Genomic DNA, 21104 nt, shown 5'->3' with positions numbered 1-21104 from the left:
ACCTATGAACGTGGACTGGCTGGACAAGCTGTCCGCGCGCGCCAAACGGGGGCGGCTTCGGGAAACCGGGACCGCCCCCGCACCCCGGGTCGGCGTGGTCACAGACTCCGCCGCTGCGCTGCCGGAAAACTGGGCTTCTTCCGCCGAGGTCACCGACCTGGTGCGCGTGGTGTCCATGCCGGTCATGATCGGCGACCAGATTTACAGCGAGGGCACCGACCGCATGATCGGCGCCCTCGCGCTGGCTCTGGCGCAGGGGTCCGACGTACGGACCTCCCGTCCCGCGCCGGGACAGTTCGAGACGGCCTATGCAGAGCTGGCTGCGGCGGGCTGTTCCTCGATTGTCTCGCTGCATCTCTCCGGCCACTTGTCCGGAACCGTGGATTCCGCCCGGCTGGCGGCCCGGACCGCTGCCATTCCCGTGACCGTCATCGATACGGCCAGTGTGGCGATGGGCGTGGGTTTCGCCGTCGCCGCCGCTGCGGAAACGGCGCGCGACGGCGGAACAGCGGCGGCCGTGGCCGATGCGGCACGCGCCGCGGCGAAGTCCGCCAGCATACTTTTCTACGTTCCCAGCCTGGAGCAGCTGCGCCGCGGCGGCAGGATCAGCGCCGCCGCCGGCTGGTTTGGCACCCTGTTTGCTGTCAAGCCGATCCTGGTGGTGCGTGAGGGCAAGGTGGTCCCGCTGGAGCGGGTGCGCTCCGCGCCCCGGGCGCTGGCCCGGCTCACCGAACTCGTGCGGCAGAACATCACCGCACGCACCGGGCGGGTGCGGGTGGCGGTGCATCACTTTGGCAATGAAGTGGAGGCCGAGCGTCTGGCCGGAGCCATTGCGGACGCCGCACCCGATGTCGAGCTGATGATCTGCTCGCTGCCCGCGGTCTTGGCCGCACATGCCGGCCTTGGCGTGTTGGCGGTGGCAGTGAGCGGCGATTCCGGAGCTGCGCCCCAGGTGCAGGTTTCCGGGCCGGAGGCCGGACCGGGAAGCAGTTCCGGCGGGAACTAAAGCCGGGCCTGGACAAGATTGGCGAACGGCAGTTTGCCGTAAGCCTGCAGGAACTGCGCGTGGTATGCCGCCAGCGCCGGGTTGAGCTGTTCAGCCGGCCGCTCCTTCCAGGCCAGGAGAAGGTCTTCCGAGTCCGCCAGCTGCCAGATCAGCCGGCCGTCCCAGTGTCCCGGCGGCAAGCCGTTTCCGAAGTCCACAAATTCAGAGATCTGGCGCCGGAGCCCGCGGTTGCCTGTGCTGCCGGGGCTGGCCTTGCCAATAAACAGTATGTCCGCTTCCGGCACCCACTCAGCGGCGAGCTTGTCCTTGGGCAGAGAAGGGTTTTTCTTTTTGAAGACGCCGGCCGTGCTGGTACGGAGGAACCGGGGTTCAAAGCCTTGCGGCCTCACAACAGCGAAGAGTCCCTGCCGCTGCGGGATCCGATTGATGTCCAGGGTGTTCACGGACCGGAATCCGGTGAACCCGTCGGTCTGGAGGGACTTCTTATTCAACGGGTTCGGGCTCCTGGATAGGGGTGGGGGCGTACGCAGGCCCGGAGATCGGGTCATGCGCACCGTCAATCTTACCGGGCCGCTCCTTGGGCACACAGCAAGCGAACAGTGGCCGCCGGCGCAATAGGCGGTAGATTATTTCAAGCATCATCCGGGGTGGAACTGCTCCCGCTCCCCGGACACACGAACGATAGGCAGATCAAGGATGTCCCTGGAGGCCGCTCTCAACATAGCCATGACCCTGGCAATTGCAGCACTTGCCTGGTGGGCGAGGAAGTTCCCCAACCGAGCCAAGGATTATCCGGAGCGGGTGAGGATGCCCAAGTTCATTGCCTTTATTGGATGGCTCTTCGTCTTGGTGGGGCTTCTTATGGGGATATGGGCCTTTGGCTCGTCAGAGGGCCAGCTCGATGCCCGAATCGCTTCGGCGGCGACTCTTGCAGCCGGAATCGGTTTCATCGCCATGTACCGCAATTTCTACATGGTGACTGGACCGTATCAGGTGGTTTTCCGCAGTGTGCTCGGCAAGGAGCAGGTCATCCACTACCGGGAGATTGTGCATTACAGCGTGTACCGGTTGAGAGGGCAGCAATTCGTGGACGTGAGGTCCGTTCACGGAGTGAAGCTCAGCATGAACACCACCGCCTACGATCTGCGGCCCCTGTTGCGGGCCATTGATTACCGTGAGGCCACCGGCCGCTGGCCCGTCCCTGTTGATGCCCCGACTTCGGAATCTTCTCCGTGACCCCATTGCGGTAATCCGCTGAACCTTCCTGCACAGGGTGGATGGAAAGCGCGGAGCAGCAGCAGTTCTGCACAGAGCCAGGAGGTTCTTCCGAACCCGTTCCGGCGCTGCGTTAGCTTTTGTCTCATGGCAGAACACCGCTGGGACACGGCATCCTCCACCGCAACGCGAACGCCCCGGCGGCGCTGGCTCATGTCCTTGCGCGGTGCTGTCCTTGCCGTCTGTCTGCTGATCGGCCTCACGGCAGGCGTCACCGTGCTTCGTGGCGGTGGAACAAATGTGGAGGTCGGCAGCGTCGAGCTGGCTGAGGGAGGAGCGGACTCCACCGCGCATCCTGAGTCCGGACGCGATGAAGGCCCTGAGCCAGAAGGGCCAGGTGTTGCCGGAGGACACGGCACGGACGGTAGTGTCGCTGACCGGACCGACGGCGGTCCGGGGTCAGAGACCGCCTCACCAGGCACTTCGGATCCTGCTGCGGCACCCTCGGTCCTGGTTGTCCATGTGGCCGGTGCCGTGGTCCGTCCGGGCGTGGTGCAGGTTCCCTCCGGCAGCCGGGCCGGTGACGCAGTGGATGCAGCGGGAGGAACGGCAACCGACGCCGATCTTGCCTCGGTGAACCTGGCGGCTCCACTGCAGGATGGCATGATGGTGGTTGTTCCCCGGATCGGAGAACCTGCTGGAAACCCGCCACCGGTGTCGGGCCCGGATCTGGGTGCGGGGACGGCGGGAAACGGGCAGAATGCCGCCGGGTCCAGTGGCGGTGGAACAACCGGCTCCGGGGGAGCAGGCAGTCCAGGAGCGCTGCTCAACATCAACTCCGCTTCACTGGAGGAGCTGGATTCCCTGCCCCGGATCGGACCCGTCATCGCCCAGCGCATTATTGACTGGCGCGAGGAACACGGCAGCTTCTCCCGGCCTGAGGATCTGGACGCTGTGCCCGGTATCGGCGAGACCATGCTCGCCGCCCTGCTGCCGCTTATTACCGTCTAGCCTCCGAAGGGAACGGATCCGCCGGCAGATTGTTCCGGCGTATCACGGCCATATTCGGTAAGCGATGTCCGGTAGGCGATGACCCACGGACCCGGGGTCAGGCTTCCGGATTGAGCATGGCGGCCGCTGTGGCCCGGTCGGTCTCAGCGCCCGTGGTCAGCGCATACATCGCATACCCGAGCGGCGCAGCCTCCCACAGGTGCCGGGCCTGGGCGGCCAGACCCGGGTGCAGGTGTCCACCGGCCTGCTCGTAAGCGGTGAGGGTAGCCTGCAGCATTTCCTCCCCGGCGGCGCCGTATTGGGCGGCCAGGTCCCGGGCGGGGTCGTCTACGCGGGCTGTCGTCCAATCCAGGATCCCCGTGATCACGCCGTTTTCGTCGAAGAGGACGTGTGCAGGGTAGATCTCCCCGTGGGTCATCACGGTCTCCTCCGGCCAGCAGGTATCGTCTTCGAGCCAGTTCTGCCATGCCGTGGACAAAGCCGGGGCGACGGTGAACTCTGCACTGACCCGGGAGATGTCGTCCCGCCATGCTTGGCGGACTTGCCCGGGCGATCGGACCTCTACGCCCGCAGCCCTGGCCTCCGCCGCACCCAGAGAGTGTAGACAGGCCAGCAGGGAGCCCAGACGGGCAGCGTAGTCCGGGCTGGCCGGATCCATGTGCCAGAGGATCTCCCCGGTCCCGGACAGGGTCAAGCCCGGGGCTCCGGGCAGAGCCGGGTAGGCAATCAGGTCCGGGGCTATGATCTGCCAATCCGGAACCGCTATCCCTTCAGCCGCGAGAACCGGTGCCACCAGATTGAGGATGCGGACCTCGCCGGCCATTGACTGGGACACGTCCGTACGACGCGGAATCCGCAGTACCCAGCGGCGGCCGGTCGCATCAGAGGCCATGACAACGCGGTAGTCCAAGCCCGCCTCGTTTAGGGTCGCACCGTCGGCGGACACCTGCAGGCCGTGGGAGGCGGCCAGCGCAATGGCATCTTCAAGCGTGTTCATTGGACCATCCTGTCAGCTGTCCGCCCTGGCGGCACCTGCAGCGATCGGTACCGCCCTCTCACGCAAGTCTCTTCGCATATCTCCCGACCTTTAAAGGTTATCCACAGTACGGTCGACCACCGTTGAGGCGGACCGGGCTGCACAGTTCGCTGTAGCAAACAGGGCACAGGGCGCTGAGGGAAGACCTGGCAGACCATGAAGATTGATCACACCGAAGAACAAGCCGAAGCAACAGGCGGCGCCCCCGTCCAGGCAGCGTTGGTCTCCTGATGGGCTTCGACTGCTCGACCCTCCTGCCGCTCATTACCGTCTAGCCTGACGATGGACGGGAGCGGATCCGCCGGTGGACCGGCATCAGAGCCTCCTCCGCGGATCGGACGGACTGCCGGGCAGGAGCGCGGATGGCACCGGTACACGGCCGCGGCGCTGCGGGGGAATTTTCAACCCGGCGGCGGTACCGATGCATCTGAGCGTGCCGGTTCGGGACAGGCACTGAATCCGGGGCAGCCTGGCAATCACCGGCATTCGACGGCGGACCACCCCGCCGCGCCTCCGCACGGACACCCTGCTGCCCGGGTCAGAGCAGTGGGAGAGCGGATCCGGGCCCTGGTACCGCAAAGACCCGTCGACGCGGGGATTCATCCGCTGCTGGAGTTCCGGCTGGTGCCGGTGGCAGCGGCATCGTGGGCCGCTGCCGTCCTGGCGGTGCGGGTCTCCGGCGGTGAAGCGGCAATGCTCGGGACCATCCTGGCTCTTTGCTCAATCGTCCTTGTGGTCCCGGCACTGCGGCGGATGAGAAAACGAGGGGGCCGGGGTCGGAAGTTCGCCGGGATGTTTGCCCGCGCGGCCGCGGTTCCTCTCGCCGCAGCAGCACTGGTAAGTGTTTGTGCCGGCATCCTGACCATGGAACGAACGGCCGGACCGGTCGCATCAGTCATCGCCGAAGGCAGGACGATCACCGGGGACTTCCTGGCCTCAACGGATGCCCGTGCCGTGGCTGCCGACCGCTTCAGCGGTGACTCCCGTTACGTCACCGAGGCCGTGCTTCTGGAAGCAACGAGTGATGGCCAACGGTTTTCCGCTGCCGCAACGCTTCTCGTAATTGGCGGCAGCGGCTATGCGGACGTGCAGCTGGGAGACCGGTTTTCTGCGGCCGGATCGCTGCAGCCCACCGAGCCCGGTGAGCGCTCGGTGGCCCTTCTGTACGCGAATGGTCAGCCTGAGGTCGAAGCCGCAGGCGGGTGGTACGGGGAAACCGCGCGCATTCGCCGTACCTTTTCAGCTGTGGCGGGTGAACACGCCGGGCTCACGGGCAAGGACGCAGCAGGTCTGTTGCCCGGAATGGTCCTGGGGGACCGCAGCACGCTGGACAACGCGGTGGAAACAGCCATGAAGAACACCGGACTGACGCATATTACGGCGGTCTCAGGGGCCAACTGTGGTTACTTATTGGCCTTCGTTTTCCTGCTGGCACGGGCTGTCCGGTTGCCGCGAGGCTGGGCCGCAGCGGCCGGGGTAGCAGCTCTGGTGGGATTCGTGCTGGTGGTGCGCCCCGACGCCAGTGTCCTGAGAGCTGCGGTCATGGGCAGCCTGGGGACCATCGCCGTCTTGTCCGGACGGGGGAAGCTGCCGGCGGCCCTGCTGTGTCTTTCCATCACGGTCCTCCTGGCGGTGGATCCCTGGCTCAGCGGAAGCTACGCCTTCATCCTCTCGGTGCTGGCCACATCCGGGTTGATCCTGTTGGGTCCGCGGCTGACGGAACTGCTGGCCAGACGGCTTCCCTGGCCTTTGGCAGCAGCTCTGGCCGTGCCGATGGCGGCACAGTTCTTCTGTTCACCGGTCCTGGTGCTCCTGCAGCCGCAGGTCCCGGCGTTCTCCCTGCCCGCGAATGTGGCCGTGGCGCCCGTCGTTCCTCTGGTAACTGTGGTCGGAATGCTGGCGGCCGTCCTGGCGGCCACGGTACCGGTCACCGCTGGACCGTTCGTGCTTATTTCCGGCGCCGGCGCGGCCTGGACGGCAGGCGTGGCCCGCTTCTTCGACGGGCTTCCCGGTTCACTGGTGCCGTGGCCGGCCGGAACGGCGGGCGTGATCCTGATGGTACTGGCTGCCGGCGCCGGCGTCTGGCTCCTGTGGCGCGTGGGTCCGCCGCCGGAGGGAACCCCAGCTGTCCGTCCTGCAGCAGGTCGGCGCCGATACTGGGTCGTGGCGGCGGCCCTGTTGATTCTGCCCTCCGGCGGAGCCGCTGCATGGATGCAGTTGCGGCCAGGTCCGGCGCCGGCCGGCTGGGCGGCCGCTGTCTGCGACGTCGGTCAGGGCGACGGGCTGGTGGTGCGGACGGCAGCACATCGTGCCGTGGTGATCGATTCCGGACCCGATCCGGACGCGATCGACCGCTGCTTGAAACGGTTGCAGGTGGAGACCGTGGACCTTTTCATCCTGTCCCATGCCCATCTGGACCACTACGGCGGCGCCGCTGGAGTGCTGCGCGGCCGCCAAGTGCAGCGGATCGCCTACTCAACGGCGGACGAGGATCTTCCCGAAACCCTGCAGTCAGTGCTGACGGCCTCCGGTGCCGAACTGATCCCGATGACCGAAGGAATGACCGCCCAAAGCGGGGCCGTGAGATGGGAGGTGTTGTGGCCGCCCGCCCGCGGCGGACAGGCCAATGAAAACGACGCGAGTTCCGTGATCCTGATGACGGTGGGCCCAGCAGCATCGGAACCTGGGCGGCCAGCGCCCGCCGGCCCCGGCTTCAGTATGCTGCTCACGGGTGACATCGAGGAAGATGCGTCCGGGGCATTGCTGTCCCGGCATGCGTGGCTGCGCGATGCCGGAGTGGACGTCCTGAAAGTGCCCCACCACGGAGCCCGTAACGGCGGTACTGCGCTGGTTGAGGAGCTCAATCCCCGCCTGGCGCTGATCTCGGTGGGCGCCGGCAACGACTACGGCCATCCCGCACCGGAAATCCTGGACGCGCTGCAGCGCTCCGGGACTGCGGTCGCGCGGACTGATGAACTTGGTTCCGTCACGCTGGGAATGAAGGGAGGCTCGTTGGCATGGGCTCGTCTGGACGGCGAGTGAGCCTCGGCCGTGATGCAGCCTGAACGGACGGCGGCCGGGGACAGGCAGGTAATGTTGGAGTGTTCCCAAACGTCATTCCGCTTGTTCTCATCCCAGGAGTTTGTTCACTGTGAATCCGGCCGTTCCGTCCAGTAAGCGCAGTGCCGCGAAGTCCACCGGCAAGTCCGCGGGAAAAATTGTCTCCTGGCGTGAGGTGGAACCCGCTCCGGTGGTCCTGCTCAGCGGCCCCGAAGACTATCTGGCCGGCCGCGCCATGGAACGGATCCGTGCCACCCTGCGTCAGGACCAGCCGGACACGGAAATTGTCCGCCTGGACGCGGCAACCTATGCCGCCGGCGAACTCATGCTGCATTCGAGCCCTTCGCTGTTCGGCGAGGCCAAGCTCATCGAGGCCTCGAACCTGGCCGCCATGAACGATGAGTTCCTGATCGATACCCTTGCCTATCTCACGGACACCGCACCCGACACGGTGCTGGTGCTCAGCCACGGCGGAGGCAACCGCGGCAAGAAACTCCTCGACGCTGCAGCTACCGAGCTAACTTATCCAAGGGTTCCGTCTTCCATGCGGTGATGCAGCCTCTGGACCCCTCGGCCACCAGCTGTTTGGCCATGGCCAAACCAATGCCCCGGCTGGCACCGGTGACAATGGCGGTGGGGCCTTCCAACCGACGGGTCCTAACATTCTTGCCACTGGAGGTGATGAGCTTAGTCATGAGATGCGTTTCAGCGCGGGCTAGGTATGACTATGAGAGAACAAGGAGTTCCTCCGTCGAATCTCTGTGGTCCGCGTCTTGCAGATCGATGATGATATGACTCCTGAAACAGCCCAATAGTGCTATCGCAACGGAGTAGGACGACCCAAAACCAAATTCCTTCCTCGATCTGCATGCTGGCGTGCGAGTTTTTCCGCTAGATCGCCATCGCCACTGTGGATTGCTTCAAGGATTCTCTCGTGTTCGTCCCATGCAAGATCGAACCCACTTAGAAGAATGATCTCGCCCATTACCCTTCGCACCTTGAGCAGAACCACATCCGCTATCTCCTCCAACACCTTGTTATTGGATAGCGAAGCGACGAACTGGTGGAATTCAATGTCTGCCGCAATGATCATTGAGAGAGACTCGTTCGCCAGTGCCCTGTCGCCGTTCATGAGTTGCAGTCTCCCTTCTTCAACTGCATTTGGATTAGCATTTTCTGCAGCAGAACGGGCGGCAAAGCCATCAATCACGGCTCGTGTCTTGTAGAGACTGTCCACTTCGCTTAAAGACATCGGAGCTACTTCGAGCCCTCTACGCCCCACTTCGCGGACGAACCCCTGACTACGTAGGAGCATAAGGGCTTGTTGGATTGGCTGCCTTGAGACTTGGTATTCATCGGCTAAAACTTCCTGGCGCAAACGGGTTCCAGTGGGCAGTTTGCCGGAACAGATGTCATTCACCATGACGTTGTAGACCTGATCTGTCAAGGATGGCGCTGTAACCAAGTTGCTCATATTTCATTCCTCCGCCTTGTTTCCCGTATCCCTGCATGAGCGACGCGTGTCACGGCTTTCGTACACGAGATATGGGACGAATATCGGGTGTTTAGCAAGAATACTCAAGAAATCATCGGTGCCCGACGCTCGAGGTGGGCAAACAATTTTCTCTCATCGACTACTCGCCGAGCTTTATGATCCGTACGCGGAAACGTTTGTGGAGGAACCGGATCGACGCCAACCCTCAGCCCCAATAGGCGTTGTAATTCGTCTCCGGTCCGACGGGAGAAGTCGTTGACTGCCGACTCAGAAGCAGTCGAGAGTTCGGAACTGTACTCTACCCTGACCACCAGCTCGTCCATGGATCCTTCTCGCGAAATTACTAGCTGATGTTCGCCTCCGTAGCCATCAAGTCCTGAAAGTACGTTGTCAATTTCTGAGGGGTATACGTTTTCACCCCGAATTTGGAACATGTCGTCGATGCGCCCGTAGATACCGTCGGGTAGCCGAGGATAGGTTCTCCCGCATGCGTTTTCAGTCATGTCCCATCTCGTCAAATCCCCTGAAGCCAGTCGAATCATCGGCTGTGATGTTCTTTCTAGGTGTGTATAGACAGGGGTTCCCTGGTCCCCGAAGGGAACTCGCTTGTAGTCGGATGGATTGCAGACCTCGTGGTAAACAATGTCCTGCCACAACAACATGCCTTCAGGTGACTCCGCAGTTCCTGCTGCGGACATGAAAGGTGTCATTTCGGCCATTGTTCCGGTATCAATCACGGTTGCTCCATAGAGCTTGGTAATTTTGTTTCGTACTGAGGGAATGGACGCACCAGGTTCACCGGAAAAGAACATGACGCGGATGCCGAACGACCGTGGATCGACCCCCGCTGCCTCTGCGACTTCGGCTAGTCGCAGCGCGTATGAAGGTGTTGCGTAGAAACCGGCAGGTTTGACTGTTTCAAGCCACTGTACGGCACGTGCAGTCATTCCTGGCGCGCCCGCCCCGAATGGGAAGGAGCGGCAGTGTAGCCTTTCTGCCCCGGCCAGTGCCCCCCACGAACCCAGATACAGGCTGAAAATTGCCGCAACAAAGATGGTGTCCCCTGGACGGAGACCCATTGCCCACAGGACCCGGGCGTGATTATTGGCGATTGCGTTCCAGTCATCCCGTCCAACACCAAACGCTGTCGGGCGCCCCGTCGTACCGGATGTTCCATGAATGTGATGGATGTCTGAGTCGGGGACACACAGATAGTCACCGAAGGGGGGATGTTCAGCCTGCGAAAGACGCATTTCGGCTTTGGTCATAACTGGAACAGATTCAAAGTCAGTCAGAGATTTGATGTCTGAAGGGTGCAATCCTGCGCTGTCCCATTTTCGTTGGTAAAAGCCTGAAGTTCTGTACGCATAATGCATTACATCGCGAATTCGTCCAAGAATATGTTCATCGCGCAGCTCTGGATCCATCGTTTCTCGTTCCCTGAACCAATAGCGTTCCGCTGGATCGGGGAAGTAGTTGTTGTCGTATTGAGCGGGAAAATTCCATGATTCCATTTGTGATCAACTCTCTTTTCTTCTTAAGTGCAGAGACCGGAAGCGGGTTCATCGGAGGAACGACGTCGGATTTCAGCATCGTTCCATGGCATTAGGGCTTGGTAGTCGGGCACGAAACCCAAGCCTTTCGTTGCATCCGAAGAAACCGCCTCACGGGTGACGACGACGTCCAGTACTGCCGGAGCGGCTTCCATGGCGCGGCGCAGAGCAGGCAATAGGTCCTCGGGGTTTTCAACCCTTTCGCCGTAGGCGCCGGCGGCTCGTGCCCAAGCTGCATAGTCAGTTGCTCCGAGTTCGGTTCCTACGACGAGGCCATAATTGGTTTCCTGGTCATAGCGCTCAATGTTCCAAGCTGAATTGTTGGCAACAATAAAAACGGCCCTAGCCCCGTGTCGGACGGCGGTGTCGAGTTCAATGGCATTGAAACCAAAGGCCCCATCCCCGCTGACGCACACCACTGGGGTGTCTTCGAACTCGAGCGATGCAGCGATGGCGTAGGGAACTCCCACACCCAAGCAACCAAAGGCTCCGGAATCAAGATACTTGCCGGAAGGCAAACCAATCCGCGCGAAGCTCAGTAAGTCCCCCCCGTCTGCAATCAGAATGGGGTTCTGTAGGTTTAATTTATGCAAGGCATCAAAAATTCGATTGGGATGCATCGAACCATCGGCCCCAGCGGGGCTGTCACCCAAGCTCGTCCTTGAACTTTCCACACGCCGGGCATGCTCGGTACGCATTTCGGCTGCCCATACCTCATCGGACTCCCGCTGCAAAGAACCCACGATAGCGGTGAGGCCGTCCAATGCAACGCTCACATCGGCTAGGATTTCGACTCCTCCCCGCCGGTTATCAATGAGTTCACTAGCGGTATCTGCGATCCGGATAAAGCGCGCATTCGGCCAAGCCGCCGGTGAGCCATATCCGAGCTGATAGTCGAGTTTCCGTCCCACAACCAAGACCAAGTCCGCTTCGGCCATGGCTCGGCCACGAACTGCACCTACATGAGCTGCATTTTTCTCTGATAGCAGGCCTTTCGTCTCCTGTGTATCCAGATAGACACAGTCGGTACTCTTCAAGAATGCTTCCAGAGCGTTGGTACTTCGTCGTGCTCCGCGGCCGGTGACGACAACAAGTCTCTTGGCCTCGCTTATCATGCTTGCCGCCGCCTTGAGGTCTTCAGGATTGGCGAATGATGAGCGGCGGTTTTTGGGGGCCATATGTTCATCCAAAACCAGCGCAGCCGGCACTGACTCGCGGAGGACGTCTGTTGGTATTTCCAGGTAAACCGGGCCGGGTTCCCCACCGTCACCGAAAGCACGTGCAACAGCCTCGTCTAGTTCCCGTATCACCTGCTCGCTTACTCGAGCTGTTCGTGACTGCCGGGTGATTGGACGAAGGATCTCTGTGTGGGCAACGTCCTGCAGCGGCCCCATATTGATTTGAGGTCGGGGTGGACAACCACCTATCAATAGGAGCGGGGTTCCGGAGATATGAGCATTGGCAATAGCCGTTACAGTATTTGTTACGCCAGGTCCAGCGGTGACCATGGCTACCCCAAGTTCACCGGACAGCTCGGCATGCGCTTGGGCCATATGCACGGCTGCGCGTTCGTCGCGTACATCGACGATGCGGATGCCTAATCGAGCCGCTTGGTCCCAGATAGGCTGAATGTGCCCTCCTTGTAGTCCAAAAACTGTATGTACACCTCTACGTTTCAAGAACTCAGCAATGAGTGTCGATACCTCTTTGGGTGGCGTGGAGAATGAAGACATGAGGGCTTCCCTTTCTATTGCATATGCGGGCTCGCCGGCACGATGAGCCAAACAAACAAAACTGACTGCTCACGAAATTTTTGAGGTCACCTGTACCAGAGCGACAAGGCCGGAAACGCATTGATGATGATAAGCACAGGGAGGGCGGCTGTTAGCAGGAAAAATCCGGCAGTTCCTATGATTTTGTGGAATGGCACTTGGCACGCCCGTGCGGCAACAAAGATGTTAGGTGCCATGGGCGGCGTTGCTAGACCCATTCCTAGGTTCAGGACCATGATCATGCCGAAGTGAACAGGATCGACGCCTATGCCTACGGCGATGGGGAGTAACAAAGGAGTAAGGATAATGATGGCTGTATTTTCCTCAACGAAGCATCCCACCAAAAGGAGAAGAATGTTCATGGCCACAAGGATTACCCAGGTAGGTGTATTGAGAGACTCGATCCACATGGTCAGCTCGGTAGTAACTCCTGAGAGTGTGAGGGCCCGTGAGAAGACGCCCCCCAATGCAATAATTAGCATGATCGGTGCGGCGGCGAGGATGCTGCGTGACAGGATCTGCGGTACATTGTTCGGTTTAATTTCACGGTAAATAAGCAGTCCAACAAGCAGCCCATATACGCACGCTGCGGCGCCGGATTCGGTGGGCGTCAACAGGCCCGAGTAGATTCCTCCAAGGATGATGATCGGCATGAGGAGCGCGGGTATGGCCACACCTATGCGATGCAGGGGGGACACCCGAACGCGAGTGGTGCCTGGGGCTTTTTGCAGGGTTCGGAGCGATCCTGATGGCTTTATCGTGCCACCAGTGGTTGTGGGCGATTCTTCTTGGTCTTCTTCCACCCGGTCTCGAAGATCCACGCGTTTGCGTGCCCACCAGAGGTTGACGATGGCCATAGCGAGGAACAGCAATATCCCTGCGCTTATACCGGAGAGGAATAGCTGACTGATCGATACATTTGCCGTCATTCCATAGACAATCATGGGGATGCTCGGAGGGATGAGAATTCCAAGCAGACCCGCCACGGAAGTGATGCCGCCGATGTAATTCCGAGGGTATCCCCGCTTGACCATTTCCGGTGTCATGATCGACCCTATGGCGGATACGGTTGCGATGGAGGAACCAGAAATAGCACCGAAGATTGCAGAAGCACCCAGAAGATTCAAACCCATGCCGCCACGAATCCAACCGGTAAAAATGGCGACAAAGTTAACCAAGCGACGTGTAACTCCCCCACTCTTCATGATTTCTCCGGCCAGGAGAAAGAAGGGAATGGCAAGTAGGGGATAGGAATCTATCGCGTGATAGGTGACTGAAGGGAGCTGAGATACATCCCCGAAAGACGCAAAGGCGAATAGTCCACCGATTCCAAATGCGTAGGCTACGGGGATTCCGAGCACGATCATGATCAGGGTCAGGGCCGCGGCAATAATCATGGCTTCATCCCTCCAACGTCTACCTGCTCCTCCAGCTCAGCCACGGAAGGCTGACCCGTTTTTAGGATTGATTCCAGAAGAAGTGCGGCAGTAACGGCTGCTCCAATCGTTGCTCCAGCGACAACCGGAAACAGTGGCCAAGACAACGGAATTCCCAGTCCAACGGATCTTTGGCCAGCCTCATTGGAAGCCAAGAACACCTCTATCGCCAAGCAGGCAAATATCACTAGAAAAACTAGTTCCACGGTCAGTAAGAGGCGCTGCAGCCAGATCTTGGCACCTCGGGGAAGGTAATGTGCGAGAGCATCTACAGCGATGTGATTGCGTCGTCGTGCAAGAACCGGGATTGCAAGAAAGGTAGATCCAGTCATCATGTATCTGGCTATCTCGTCCGGGCCGATGACGGTTTCTGTAGTCAAATGGCGGGCACCTACCTGCACCAACGCGGCCATAAGCATGACTGCCATTGCTGATATGAGCATCGCAGAAAGGCCACGATCTACCGTGTCGAGGTATTGACTAATAGTCTTCAGGGCTTTTTCGTGGTTCCCAATGACTTTCTTAGCCATTTTCATCCTCGGATACTGCGCGCAGTTCCTCTATCAACTCGGTTCCGAAAGTATCGGAATAATCGTTCCAGATATTCATGCTGTCTGTACGAAACGCATCCATCTGCTCAGCGGTGAGCTCTGTGACCTCTACCCCTGCATCCTCAAGTTCTTTAATACTTGAGGCTATGTCCCCCCTACTTGCCTCCCGCTGCTCTAGGCTGGCCTCTTCGGCAGCCTGCTTGAGGGCCGTTTGCTCCTCTGGGGTCAGCTTGTCCCAAGTTCCCTTGCTACAGGCGATGACTCCGGCACCATAAACATGGTTTGTGATGGAGACATGGTCCTGTACTTCCTGAAACTTTGAATCAGCGGTCAGGACTACGCCGTTATCTTGTCCGTCAACTGTGCCCTGTTGCAAAGCGGTGTAGAGCTCCGGGAGGGGCATGGCGAGAGGCTGTGCCCCCCAATTTTTGAAAGTGTCCAGCAGGACCGCGATCTCCGGCAGCCGGATTTTCAGTCCTTGAAGATCACCAGGAGAGGAAACCGCTTTTTCATCATTTGAAATACTGCGGAATCCGTTTTCAAAGAACTCGAGGGCTACTACTCCGTGTTCTTCCAGCACTTCGCGGTTTTGGTGCGCGATAAGGCCGTCGCCATAGAAGACCTTGTCCGCATCCTCAAATGAATCGACGATGTACGGAAGGAAACCAACGCCTAACCGTGGATCGATTCCCGCAGTCGTATGATTCACAAGGGCGCAATCGAGCGTTCCATTCACGAGGCCCTCATTAAGCTCAACGTCCCCCCCCAATTGCCCGGCGGGAAAGACTTTCGCTGTAAGGGAACCATCGGTGCTTGCCGAGATTGATTTGGAAATTGACTTGGCGGCGTCATTTACTGGGGATGATTCCGGCCAAACATGCGCGATTTTAAGTTCTGTCGTGTCGCTGGCGGTACCTGCGGCGCCCGCACAGGCAGTAAGGCCCAAAAGTGGAACACAAAGTGCCGCCGTGGCGAGTGTTTTACGTGATCTCATGTGAACATCCTTCGTGTTGAAGCGGCCCCATTGCCGCCTTCCGAATTCTGAATTCAATCATCGAGCTGCATGTGAGACTAGTCACACGTGCCAGGGGGTGTCAATCCTTTTGCGATCCGGGTTTCCCGGAACATGTCGCCCAGCGCGCCCCACCGGCCTCCCAGCGAACCACTGCGTCTACCGGGTCGCCTCAAGATGCGCGGCAGGCAGGGAGTGATGGCCCCGGCTCGCGCGACGTACCTCAAGGTAGGTGCCGCGCAGAGGCTGCATTTTTCAGTTCGCGAGGCGTTTGAGGCCGTGGATACCTAGCTTTTAAACATGGGGGCAGAATAACAACAAGAATGTCGAGCCAGTTCACCCCGATGCGTGACACCGGTAGGAGCAACCTAGATGGGCAGCCGGCCGAAACACGACGTTCGAACCAGCGGACGGGTAGTGTTGAAGAGTCGCCTAACCCGTTTTCGTTGCCACCACCCCAGGAGTCTGTTCGCTGTGAATCCGGCCGTTCCGTCCAGTAAGCGCAGTGCCGCGAAGTCCACCGGCAAGTCCGCGGGAAAAATTGTCTCCTGGCGTGAGGTGGAACCCGCTCCGGTGGTCCTGCTCAGCGGCCCCGAAGACTATCTGGCCGGCCGCGCCATGGAACGAATCCGTGCCACCCTGCGTCAGGACCAGCCGGACACGGAAATTGTCCGCCTGGACGCGGCAACCTATGCCGCCGGCGAACTCATGCTGCATTCGAGCCCTTCGCTGTTCGGCGAGGCCAAGCTCATCGAGGCCTCGAACCTGGCCGCCATGAACGATGAGTTCCTGACCGACACCCTTGCCTATCTCACGGACACCGCACCCGACACGGTGCTGGTGCTCAGCCACGGCGGCGGTAACCGCGGCAAGAAACTGCTGGACGCGGTGAAGGCCGCCGGAGCCCCGGTGGTGGAGTGCCAGCCGTTCAAGAAGGACGCAGAGAAGCTGGATTTTGTCGCCCAGGAATTTAAGGCGGCCCGACGGCGGATCGACCCGGCCGCTTCACGGGCCCTCGTTGCCGCAGTAGGTTCCAAACTGGCGGACCTGGCAGCCGCCTGCCGGCAGCTGATCAACGATGCCACCGGGGAAATCAGCGAAGAGCTCGTCGAAAAATACTACGGCGGCCGGGTGGAGGCCACCGCGTTCAAGGTGGCTGATGCGGCGCTGGCCGGACGCGGGGGACAGGCGCTGTCCATGCTGCGCCATGCCCTGGACACCGGCGTCGATCCCGTGCCCCTGGTGGGCGCGCTGGCCATGAAGGTCCGGGCCGTGGCCAAGGTGGCGAACCTGCGCGGCTCCTCGGCCTCCATGGCGAAGGAACTGGGCATGGCGCCGTGGCAGGTGGATCAGGCGCGGCGCGACGCCCAGCACTGGTCGCAGGAATCCCTCATCAAGGCCGTGCAGGTGCTGGCCGAAGCCGATGCGCAGGTCAAGGGGGCCGGACGTGATCCCGTGTACGCCGTCGAGCACGCGGTTACCGTGATTTCGCTGGCTGCGGCCGGCCGCTAAGAGGCTGCTGGACCGGCGACAACCGCCGGTCCTTGGTTCCGCCCCGGCTGAAGCTGGGGTGCCACGCCGCTTAAAGCAGTCTGGCCGGCCCCCGAAGGGACCGGCCAGGCCGATAAGACTAATGCAAGAACAACAGCTTAGAGCGCGTTGACCTTCTTGGAGATGGCCGACTTGCGGTTGGCTGCATTGTTCTTGTGGATAACACCCTTGCTGACAGCCTTGTCCAGCTTGCGGCTGGCAGTGGCCACCGCTGCGACTGCTGCATCCTTGTCGCTGGCCTTGACGGCAACGTCAACGGAGCGGATTGCGGTCTTCAGCTCGGACTTCACCGAGTTGTTACGCATGCGCGCCTTCTCGTTGGTGAGGATGCGCTTCTTCTGGGACTTAATATTGGCCACTTATATAAACTCTCTTTGTATTGCGGACTTGGTCGGTGAGGGAATTTCAGCCCAGACATTGACTGAGCGGCGTGGGGATACCGTAATGGCGCCTGAACTGAAGTGCCCGTCGACCTGCGCGGACACACAGCAATAAATGTTAGCAGAACTTCGGCCCGAAGGCCCATTGGCGGCGCCCATCGGCCGACGGCGCGGCTGTCCTTGGTGCGCAGCCGGGGTTTGGCGGGGGTTTGGCGGGGGAGCAGGAACTCAGTTCCGGGCGGAAAAGCGGGTGGCGACGCGCTGAAATGCGGCGGGAGGCATGACGGCTCCCTGCCGCCGCACAGTGGCAGGGTCCAGCTGCAGCACCCGGTCGAGCTTGACCTCGCTGGGCCGGCCCTGGCTGTCCCAGGGGCCGGTGCCCACATCCACATAGTCAGGATCGGACTCCCGGCCGTTGTTGCGGTCGCGGGAGGTCATCATCAGGGCCAGCAGCCGGGAGCCGCTGCGGCCAATCAGGAGCACCGGGCGGTCCTTGCCCTGCGAATAGTCGTCCTCATAGGGAACCCAGGCCCACACCACCTCGCCCGGGTCGGGGGATCCGTCCGGCGACGGAGCGTAAACGGGGGTGACCTTGCCCCGGTAGTCGCCGGGATAAGCGCCCGGTGCGGCAGGTTTCCGGGCGGAGGACGCCGGTGAAGACTTACGGGCGGGGGATTCGGCGGCAGAGGGGCGCGTCAGCAGTCGGATGGCCGTGCGGGCCAGGGAAAGAAGGGAGCGGTTGGAGAAGGACATGAGCCCACGCTATTACGTTCTGCGGTTCCAGTGCGGGCTGGCATTCGTGGGAGACTGTTAATTCAGCAGTTAAAACCACCAGGAAAAACGAAGAACCGCGCCTTGTCCGGTTCCGGCACGCGGCCTCCGCCGCTGCGGCCGCCGTGAAGTCCTGTGAACAGTAAAGGAACCGCCACAGTGTCACCTATGGCCCGCTTCTCACCGGTGCCTGCCGCGACGGATCCGGCGATCATCAGAAACTTCTGCATCATCGCCCACATCGACCACGGCAAGTCCACCCTGGCCGACCGCATGCTTCAGTCCACCGGCGTCGTCGAGCACCGGAACATGAAGGCCCAGTATTTGGACCGCATGGACATTGAGCGCGAACGCGGCATCACCATCAAGTCGCAGGCCGTGCGCATGCCGTGGGAGGTTGACGGCGAGTCCTACGCGCTGAACATGATCGACACCCCCGGCCACGTGGACTTCACGTACGAGGTATCCCGTTCCCTGGCCGCGTGCGAAGGCGCCGTGCTGCTGGTGGACGCTGCCCAGGGCATCGAGGCCCAGACCCTCGCGAACCTGTACCTGGCGATGGAGAACGACCTCACCATCATTCCGGTCCTCAACAAGATTGACCTCCCGGCAGCGCAGCCGGAGAAGTACGCCGAGGAACTGGCAAAGCTGATCGGCGGCGATCCGGCGGACGTCCTGAGGGTCTCCGGTAAGACCGGCGTTGGCGTCGAAGCCCTCCTGGACCAGATTGTCCGTGAGATTCCGGCACCGCAGGGTGACCCCAACGCTCCGGCCCGTGCCATGATCTTCGACTCCGTCTATGACACCTACCGCGGCGTGGTCACCTACGTCCGCGTGATCGACGGCTCGCTGTCTCCGCGCGAGCGGATCCAGATGATGTCCACCCGGGCCAGCCACGAACTCCTCGAAATCGGTGTCAGCTCGCCGGAACCCACCCCGTCCAAGGGCCTGGGGGTCGGTGAGGTGGGCTACCTCATCACCGGTGTAAAGGATGTCCGGCTGTCCAAGGTCGGTGACACCGTCACCAACCTGGCCAAGCCTGCCGCTGAATCGCTGCCCGGTTACGCCGACCCGAAGCCCATGGTGTTCTCCGGCCTGTACCCCATCGACGGCGCCGATTACCCGGTGCTGCGCGACGCGCTGGAGAAGCTGATGCTCAACGATGCCGCGCTCGTCTACGAACCCGAGACGTCGGCGGCGCTGGGCTTCGGTTTCCGCGTGGGTTTCCTGGGCCTGCTGCACTTGGAAATCACCCGTGAACGGCTCGAGCGCGAGTACAACCTGGACCTGATCTCCACCGCGCCCAACGTGGAGTACGAGGTGACGCTCGAGGACAAGAAGGTGGTCACGGTGACCAACCCCAGCGAGTACCCCGAAGGCAAGATCAAAGAGGTCCGCGAGCCGATGGTCTCGGCCACGATCCTGGCGCCGAACGAATTTGTCGGTGCCATCATGGAGCTGTGCCAGGCCCGCCGCGGCGTCCTGGGCGGCATGGACTATCTCTCCGAGGACCGGGTGGAAATCCGGTACCGCCTGCCGCTGGCCGAGATCGTTTTCGACTTCTTCGACATCCTCAAGTCCAAGACCCGCGGCTACGCCTCGCTGGACTGGAAGGCCGACGGCGAACAGGTCGCCGACCTGGTCAAGGTGGACATCCTGCTCCAGGGCGAACAGGTGGACGCCTTCAGCTCCATTACGCACAAGGACAAGGCCTACTCCTACGGCGTGATGATGACCGGCAAGCTGCGCGAACTCATTCCGCGCCAGCAGTTCGAAGTCCCCATCCAGGCAGCCATCGGCTCCCGCATCATTGCCCGCGAATCCATCCGTGCCATCCGCAAGGACGTGCTCGCCAAGTGCTACGGCGGCGACATCAGCCGTAAGCGCAAGCTGCTGGAAAAGCAGAAGGAAGGCAAGAAGCGCATGAAGATGGTGGGGCGCGTGGAAGTTCCCCAGGAAGCCTTCGTGGCAGCACTTTCCTCCGACGAGTCCAAGGACAAAGCCAAGAAGTGACACCCAGCGCACTGCCCCTCGGGGATCCGGCACCCGCCGATGGTCTGCTGCCCGCGCAGGCGGCGGAGGGAGCGGCGGAGCGGAAGTTTGGTCTGTACGTCCACATTCCGTTCTGCTCCGTCCGCTGCGGCTACTGCGATTTCAACACCTACACCGCCACGGAATTGGGCGGCGGGGCATCGCAGGCGGCCTACGGCGGCACGGCGGAACAGGAAGTACGCTTCGCCGCCCGGGCGCTGAAAGCCTCAGGGCTGCCCGACCGGAAGATGGGAACCGTGTTCTTCGGCGGCGGCACACCCACCCTGCTGCCCGCGGAGGACCTCGCGTCCATCCTAAAGACGGCCATTGACGCCTGGGGCCTGGAACCGGGCGCCGAGGTCACCACCGAAGCCAACCCGGATTCGGTCACTCCGCAGTCACTGCAGCTGCTGGCTGATGCCGGGTTCACCCGGGTCTCCTTCGGCATGCAGTCCGCCGTGCCGCACGTCCTGGCAGTGCTGGACCGCACCCACACGCCGTCGCGGGTTCCCGAGGCCGTGAAGTGGGCGCGCGACGCCGGCCTGAACGTGAGCGTGGATCTCATCTACGGCACGCCGGGGGAGTCGCTGGAGGACTGGAAGGTATCGGTCCGTGAAGCCCTGAGCTACGAACCGGACCACATTTCCGCTTACGCCCTGATCATCGAGGACGGCACCAAGCTCGCGGCCCGGATGCGCCGCGGCGAAGTTCCGCCGATCGACGACGACGACCACGCGGACAAATACCTCGTGGCCGACGAGATGATGGCCGCGGCCGGCCTGTCCTGGTACGAGGTCAGCAACTGGGCCCGGACACCCGCGGACCAGTGCCGGCACAACCTTGCCTACTGGCGCAGCGACGACTGGTGGGGAATCGGCCCCGGCGCCCACTCCCATGCGGGCGGCGTGCGCTGGTGGAACGCCAAGCACCCCACCGCCTACGCCCAGCGGATCGGGGCGGGGGAGTCGCCCGCCGTCGGGCGCGAAACCCTTGATGCCGAAACCCGGTATGTGGAGGACATCATGCTGCGCACCCGGCTGGCCGAAGGCCTGGAGCTGTCCCGGCTGAAGGAATCAGGCCGGCTCGCCGTGGCCGGTTTGATGGCGGACGGCCTGGTGGATGCCAGGGCCGCCCTGACCGGCCGCGTGCTGCTTACGACCAAGGGACGCCTGCTGGCGGACGCCGTCGTCCGCCGCCTGCTCCCGGACTGATTCCAGCCCGGCG

At 61.6% G+C, this 21104-nt stretch carries 19 protein-coding genes; 8 read left to right on the top strand and 11 right to left on the bottom strand.

What is annotated here, in order from left to right; translation table 11 throughout:
* The first annotated feature begins 4 nt into the window (after window positions 1-4).
* Complete coding sequence (locus MUG94_RS09780; RefSeq protein ID WP_227907644.1) at window positions 5-1006, top strand: DegV family protein; 1002 nt, start codon at window positions 5-7, stop codon at window positions 1004-1006.
* Here MUG94_RS09780 and MUG94_RS09775 read toward each other — a convergent pair.
* Window positions 1003-1497, bottom strand: coding sequence for a hypothetical protein (locus MUG94_RS09775; protein WP_423724331.1), 495 nt, complete (start codon window positions 1495-1497; stop codon window positions 1003-1005). The genes MUG94_RS09780 and MUG94_RS09775 overlap by 4 nt on opposite strands.
* A 205-nt stretch (window positions 1498-1702) precedes the next feature.
* Here MUG94_RS09775 and MUG94_RS09770 point away from each other — a divergent pair, with 205 nt between their 5' ends.
* Both MUG94_RS09770 and MUG94_RS09765 read left to right on the top strand, forming a co-directional pair.
* Complete coding sequence (locus MUG94_RS09770; RefSeq protein ID WP_227907646.1) at window positions 1703-2242, top strand: hypothetical protein; 540 nt, start codon at window positions 1703-1705, stop codon at window positions 2240-2242.
* A 126-nt stretch (window positions 2243-2368) separates the two neighbouring features.
* The gene (locus MUG94_RS09765) at window positions 2369-3232 is read left to right on the top strand and encodes a helix-hairpin-helix domain-containing protein (protein ID WP_227907647.1); all 864 of its coding nucleotides are present in this window, start codon (window positions 2369-2371) and stop codon (window positions 3230-3232) included.
* A 97-nt stretch (window positions 3233-3329) separates the two neighbouring features.
* Here MUG94_RS09765 and MUG94_RS09760 read toward each other — a convergent pair whose 3' ends face one another.
* Window positions 3330-4229, bottom strand: a complete 900-nt coding sequence (locus MUG94_RS09760) for a macrolide 2'-phosphotransferase (RefSeq protein ID WP_227907648.1) — start codon at window positions 4227-4229, stop codon at window positions 3330-3332.
* A gap of 585 nt (window positions 4230-4814) precedes the next feature.
* Between MUG94_RS09760 and MUG94_RS09755 the strand changes: the two genes are divergently transcribed.
* Window positions 4815-7310, top strand: coding sequence for a ComEC/Rec2 family competence protein (locus MUG94_RS09755; protein ID WP_227907649.1), 2496 nt, complete (start codon window positions 4815-4817; stop codon window positions 7308-7310).
* A gap of 109 nt (window positions 7311-7419) precedes the next feature.
* Window positions 7420-7881 carry a DNA polymerase III subunit delta gene (locus MUG94_RS09750; protein ID WP_227907650.1) on the top strand — a complete coding sequence of 154 codons (462 nt, stop codon included), beginning with the start codon at window positions 7420-7422 and terminating at the stop codon, window positions 7879-7881.
* Here the strand turns inward: MUG94_RS09750 and MUG94_RS09745 are convergent.
* From MUG94_RS09745 to MUG94_RS09715, 7 genes are all read right to left on the bottom strand, one after another.
* Window positions 7838-8023 (bottom strand): SDR family NAD(P)-dependent oxidoreductase, encoded by a 186-nt coding sequence (locus MUG94_RS09745; RefSeq protein ID WP_341482154.1) that lies wholly within the window; start codon window positions 8021-8023, stop codon window positions 7838-7840. The two genes, MUG94_RS09750 and MUG94_RS09745, sit on opposite strands and share 44 nt — an antisense overlap.
* A 122-nt stretch (window positions 8024-8145) precedes the next feature.
* Window positions 8146-8802, bottom strand: a complete 657-nt coding sequence (locus MUG94_RS09740; RefSeq protein WP_227907651.1) for a GntR family transcriptional regulator — start codon at window positions 8800-8802, stop codon at window positions 8146-8148.
* Window positions 8803-8906: 104 nt separating this feature from the next.
* On the bottom strand, window positions 8907-10337 hold the full coding sequence (locus tag MUG94_RS09735) for a phenylacetate--CoA ligase family protein (RefSeq protein WP_227907652.1): 1431 nt from the start codon (window positions 10335-10337) through the stop codon (window positions 8907-8909).
* 23 nt (window positions 10338-10360) lie between these two features.
* Window positions 10361-12109 carry a 2-hydroxyacyl-CoA lyase gene (locus MUG94_RS09730; protein WP_227907653.1) on the bottom strand — a complete coding sequence of 583 codons (1749 nt, stop codon included), beginning with the start codon at window positions 12107-12109 and terminating at the stop codon, window positions 10361-10363.
* 86 nt (window positions 12110-12195) lie between these two features.
* Complete coding sequence (locus MUG94_RS09725; RefSeq protein WP_227907654.1) at window positions 12196-13545, bottom strand: TRAP transporter large permease; 1350 nt, start codon at window positions 13543-13545, stop codon at window positions 12196-12198.
* Entirely contained in the window at window positions 13542-14114 is a 573-nt protein-coding gene (locus MUG94_RS09720) for a TRAP transporter small permease (protein WP_227907655.1), read from the bottom strand. The genes MUG94_RS09725 and MUG94_RS09720 overlap by 4 nt, the downstream gene beginning before the upstream one ends.
* Window positions 14107-15129, bottom strand: a complete 1023-nt coding sequence (locus MUG94_RS09715) for a TRAP transporter substrate-binding protein (protein WP_227907656.1) — start codon at window positions 15127-15129, stop codon at window positions 14107-14109. Before MUG94_RS09715 ends, MUG94_RS09720 begins: the two co-directional genes overlap by 8 nt.
* 492 nt (window positions 15130-15621) lie before the next feature.
* Here MUG94_RS09715 and holA point away from each other — a divergent pair, with 492 nt between their 5' ends.
* Window positions 15622-16659: a DNA polymerase III subunit delta gene (holA, locus tag MUG94_RS09710; RefSeq protein ID WP_423724332.1), complete on the top strand. Its 1038-nt coding sequence runs from the start codon at window positions 15622-15624 to the stop codon at window positions 16657-16659.
* 137 nt (window positions 16660-16796) lie between these two features.
* On the opposite strand, the gene rpsT is transcribed toward holA, so the two are convergent.
* Together rpsT and MUG94_RS09700 are read right to left on the bottom strand one after the other, a co-directional pair.
* Window positions 16797-17057, bottom strand: a complete 261-nt coding sequence (gene rpsT, locus MUG94_RS09705) for a 30S ribosomal protein S20 (RefSeq protein ID WP_227889973.1) — start codon at window positions 17055-17057, stop codon at window positions 16797-16799.
* 249 nt (window positions 17058-17306) lie between these two features.
* Entirely contained in the window at window positions 17307-17831 is a 525-nt protein-coding gene (locus MUG94_RS09700) for a type II toxin-antitoxin system PemK/MazF family toxin (RefSeq protein ID WP_227889972.1), read from the bottom strand.
* 177 nt (window positions 17832-18008) lie between these two features.
* Between MUG94_RS09700 and lepA the strand changes: the two genes are divergently transcribed.
* Together lepA and hemW are read left to right on the top strand one after the other, a co-directional pair.
* A complete protein-coding gene (lepA, locus tag MUG94_RS09695; RefSeq protein ID WP_181032291.1) occupies window positions 18009-19862 on the top strand; it encodes a translation elongation factor 4 in 1854 nt (617 codons plus the stop codon).
* A complete protein-coding gene (gene hemW / locus MUG94_RS09690) occupies window positions 19859-21091 on the top strand; it encodes a radical SAM family heme chaperone HemW (protein WP_227889970.1) in 1233 nt (410 codons plus the stop codon). Before lepA ends, hemW begins: the two co-directional genes overlap by 4 nt.
* Window positions 21092-21104: the final 13 nt, after the last annotated feature.

Source organism: Arthrobacter gengyunqii, from assembly GCF_023022985.1.
In the GTDB taxonomy this organism is placed as follows: domain Bacteria; phylum Actinomycetota; class Actinomycetes; order Actinomycetales; family Micrococcaceae; genus Arthrobacter_B; species Arthrobacter_B gengyunqii.
Note: the sequence above shows the minus strand (reverse complement) of the source record. Positions and strands in the feature narration are given on the sequence as shown.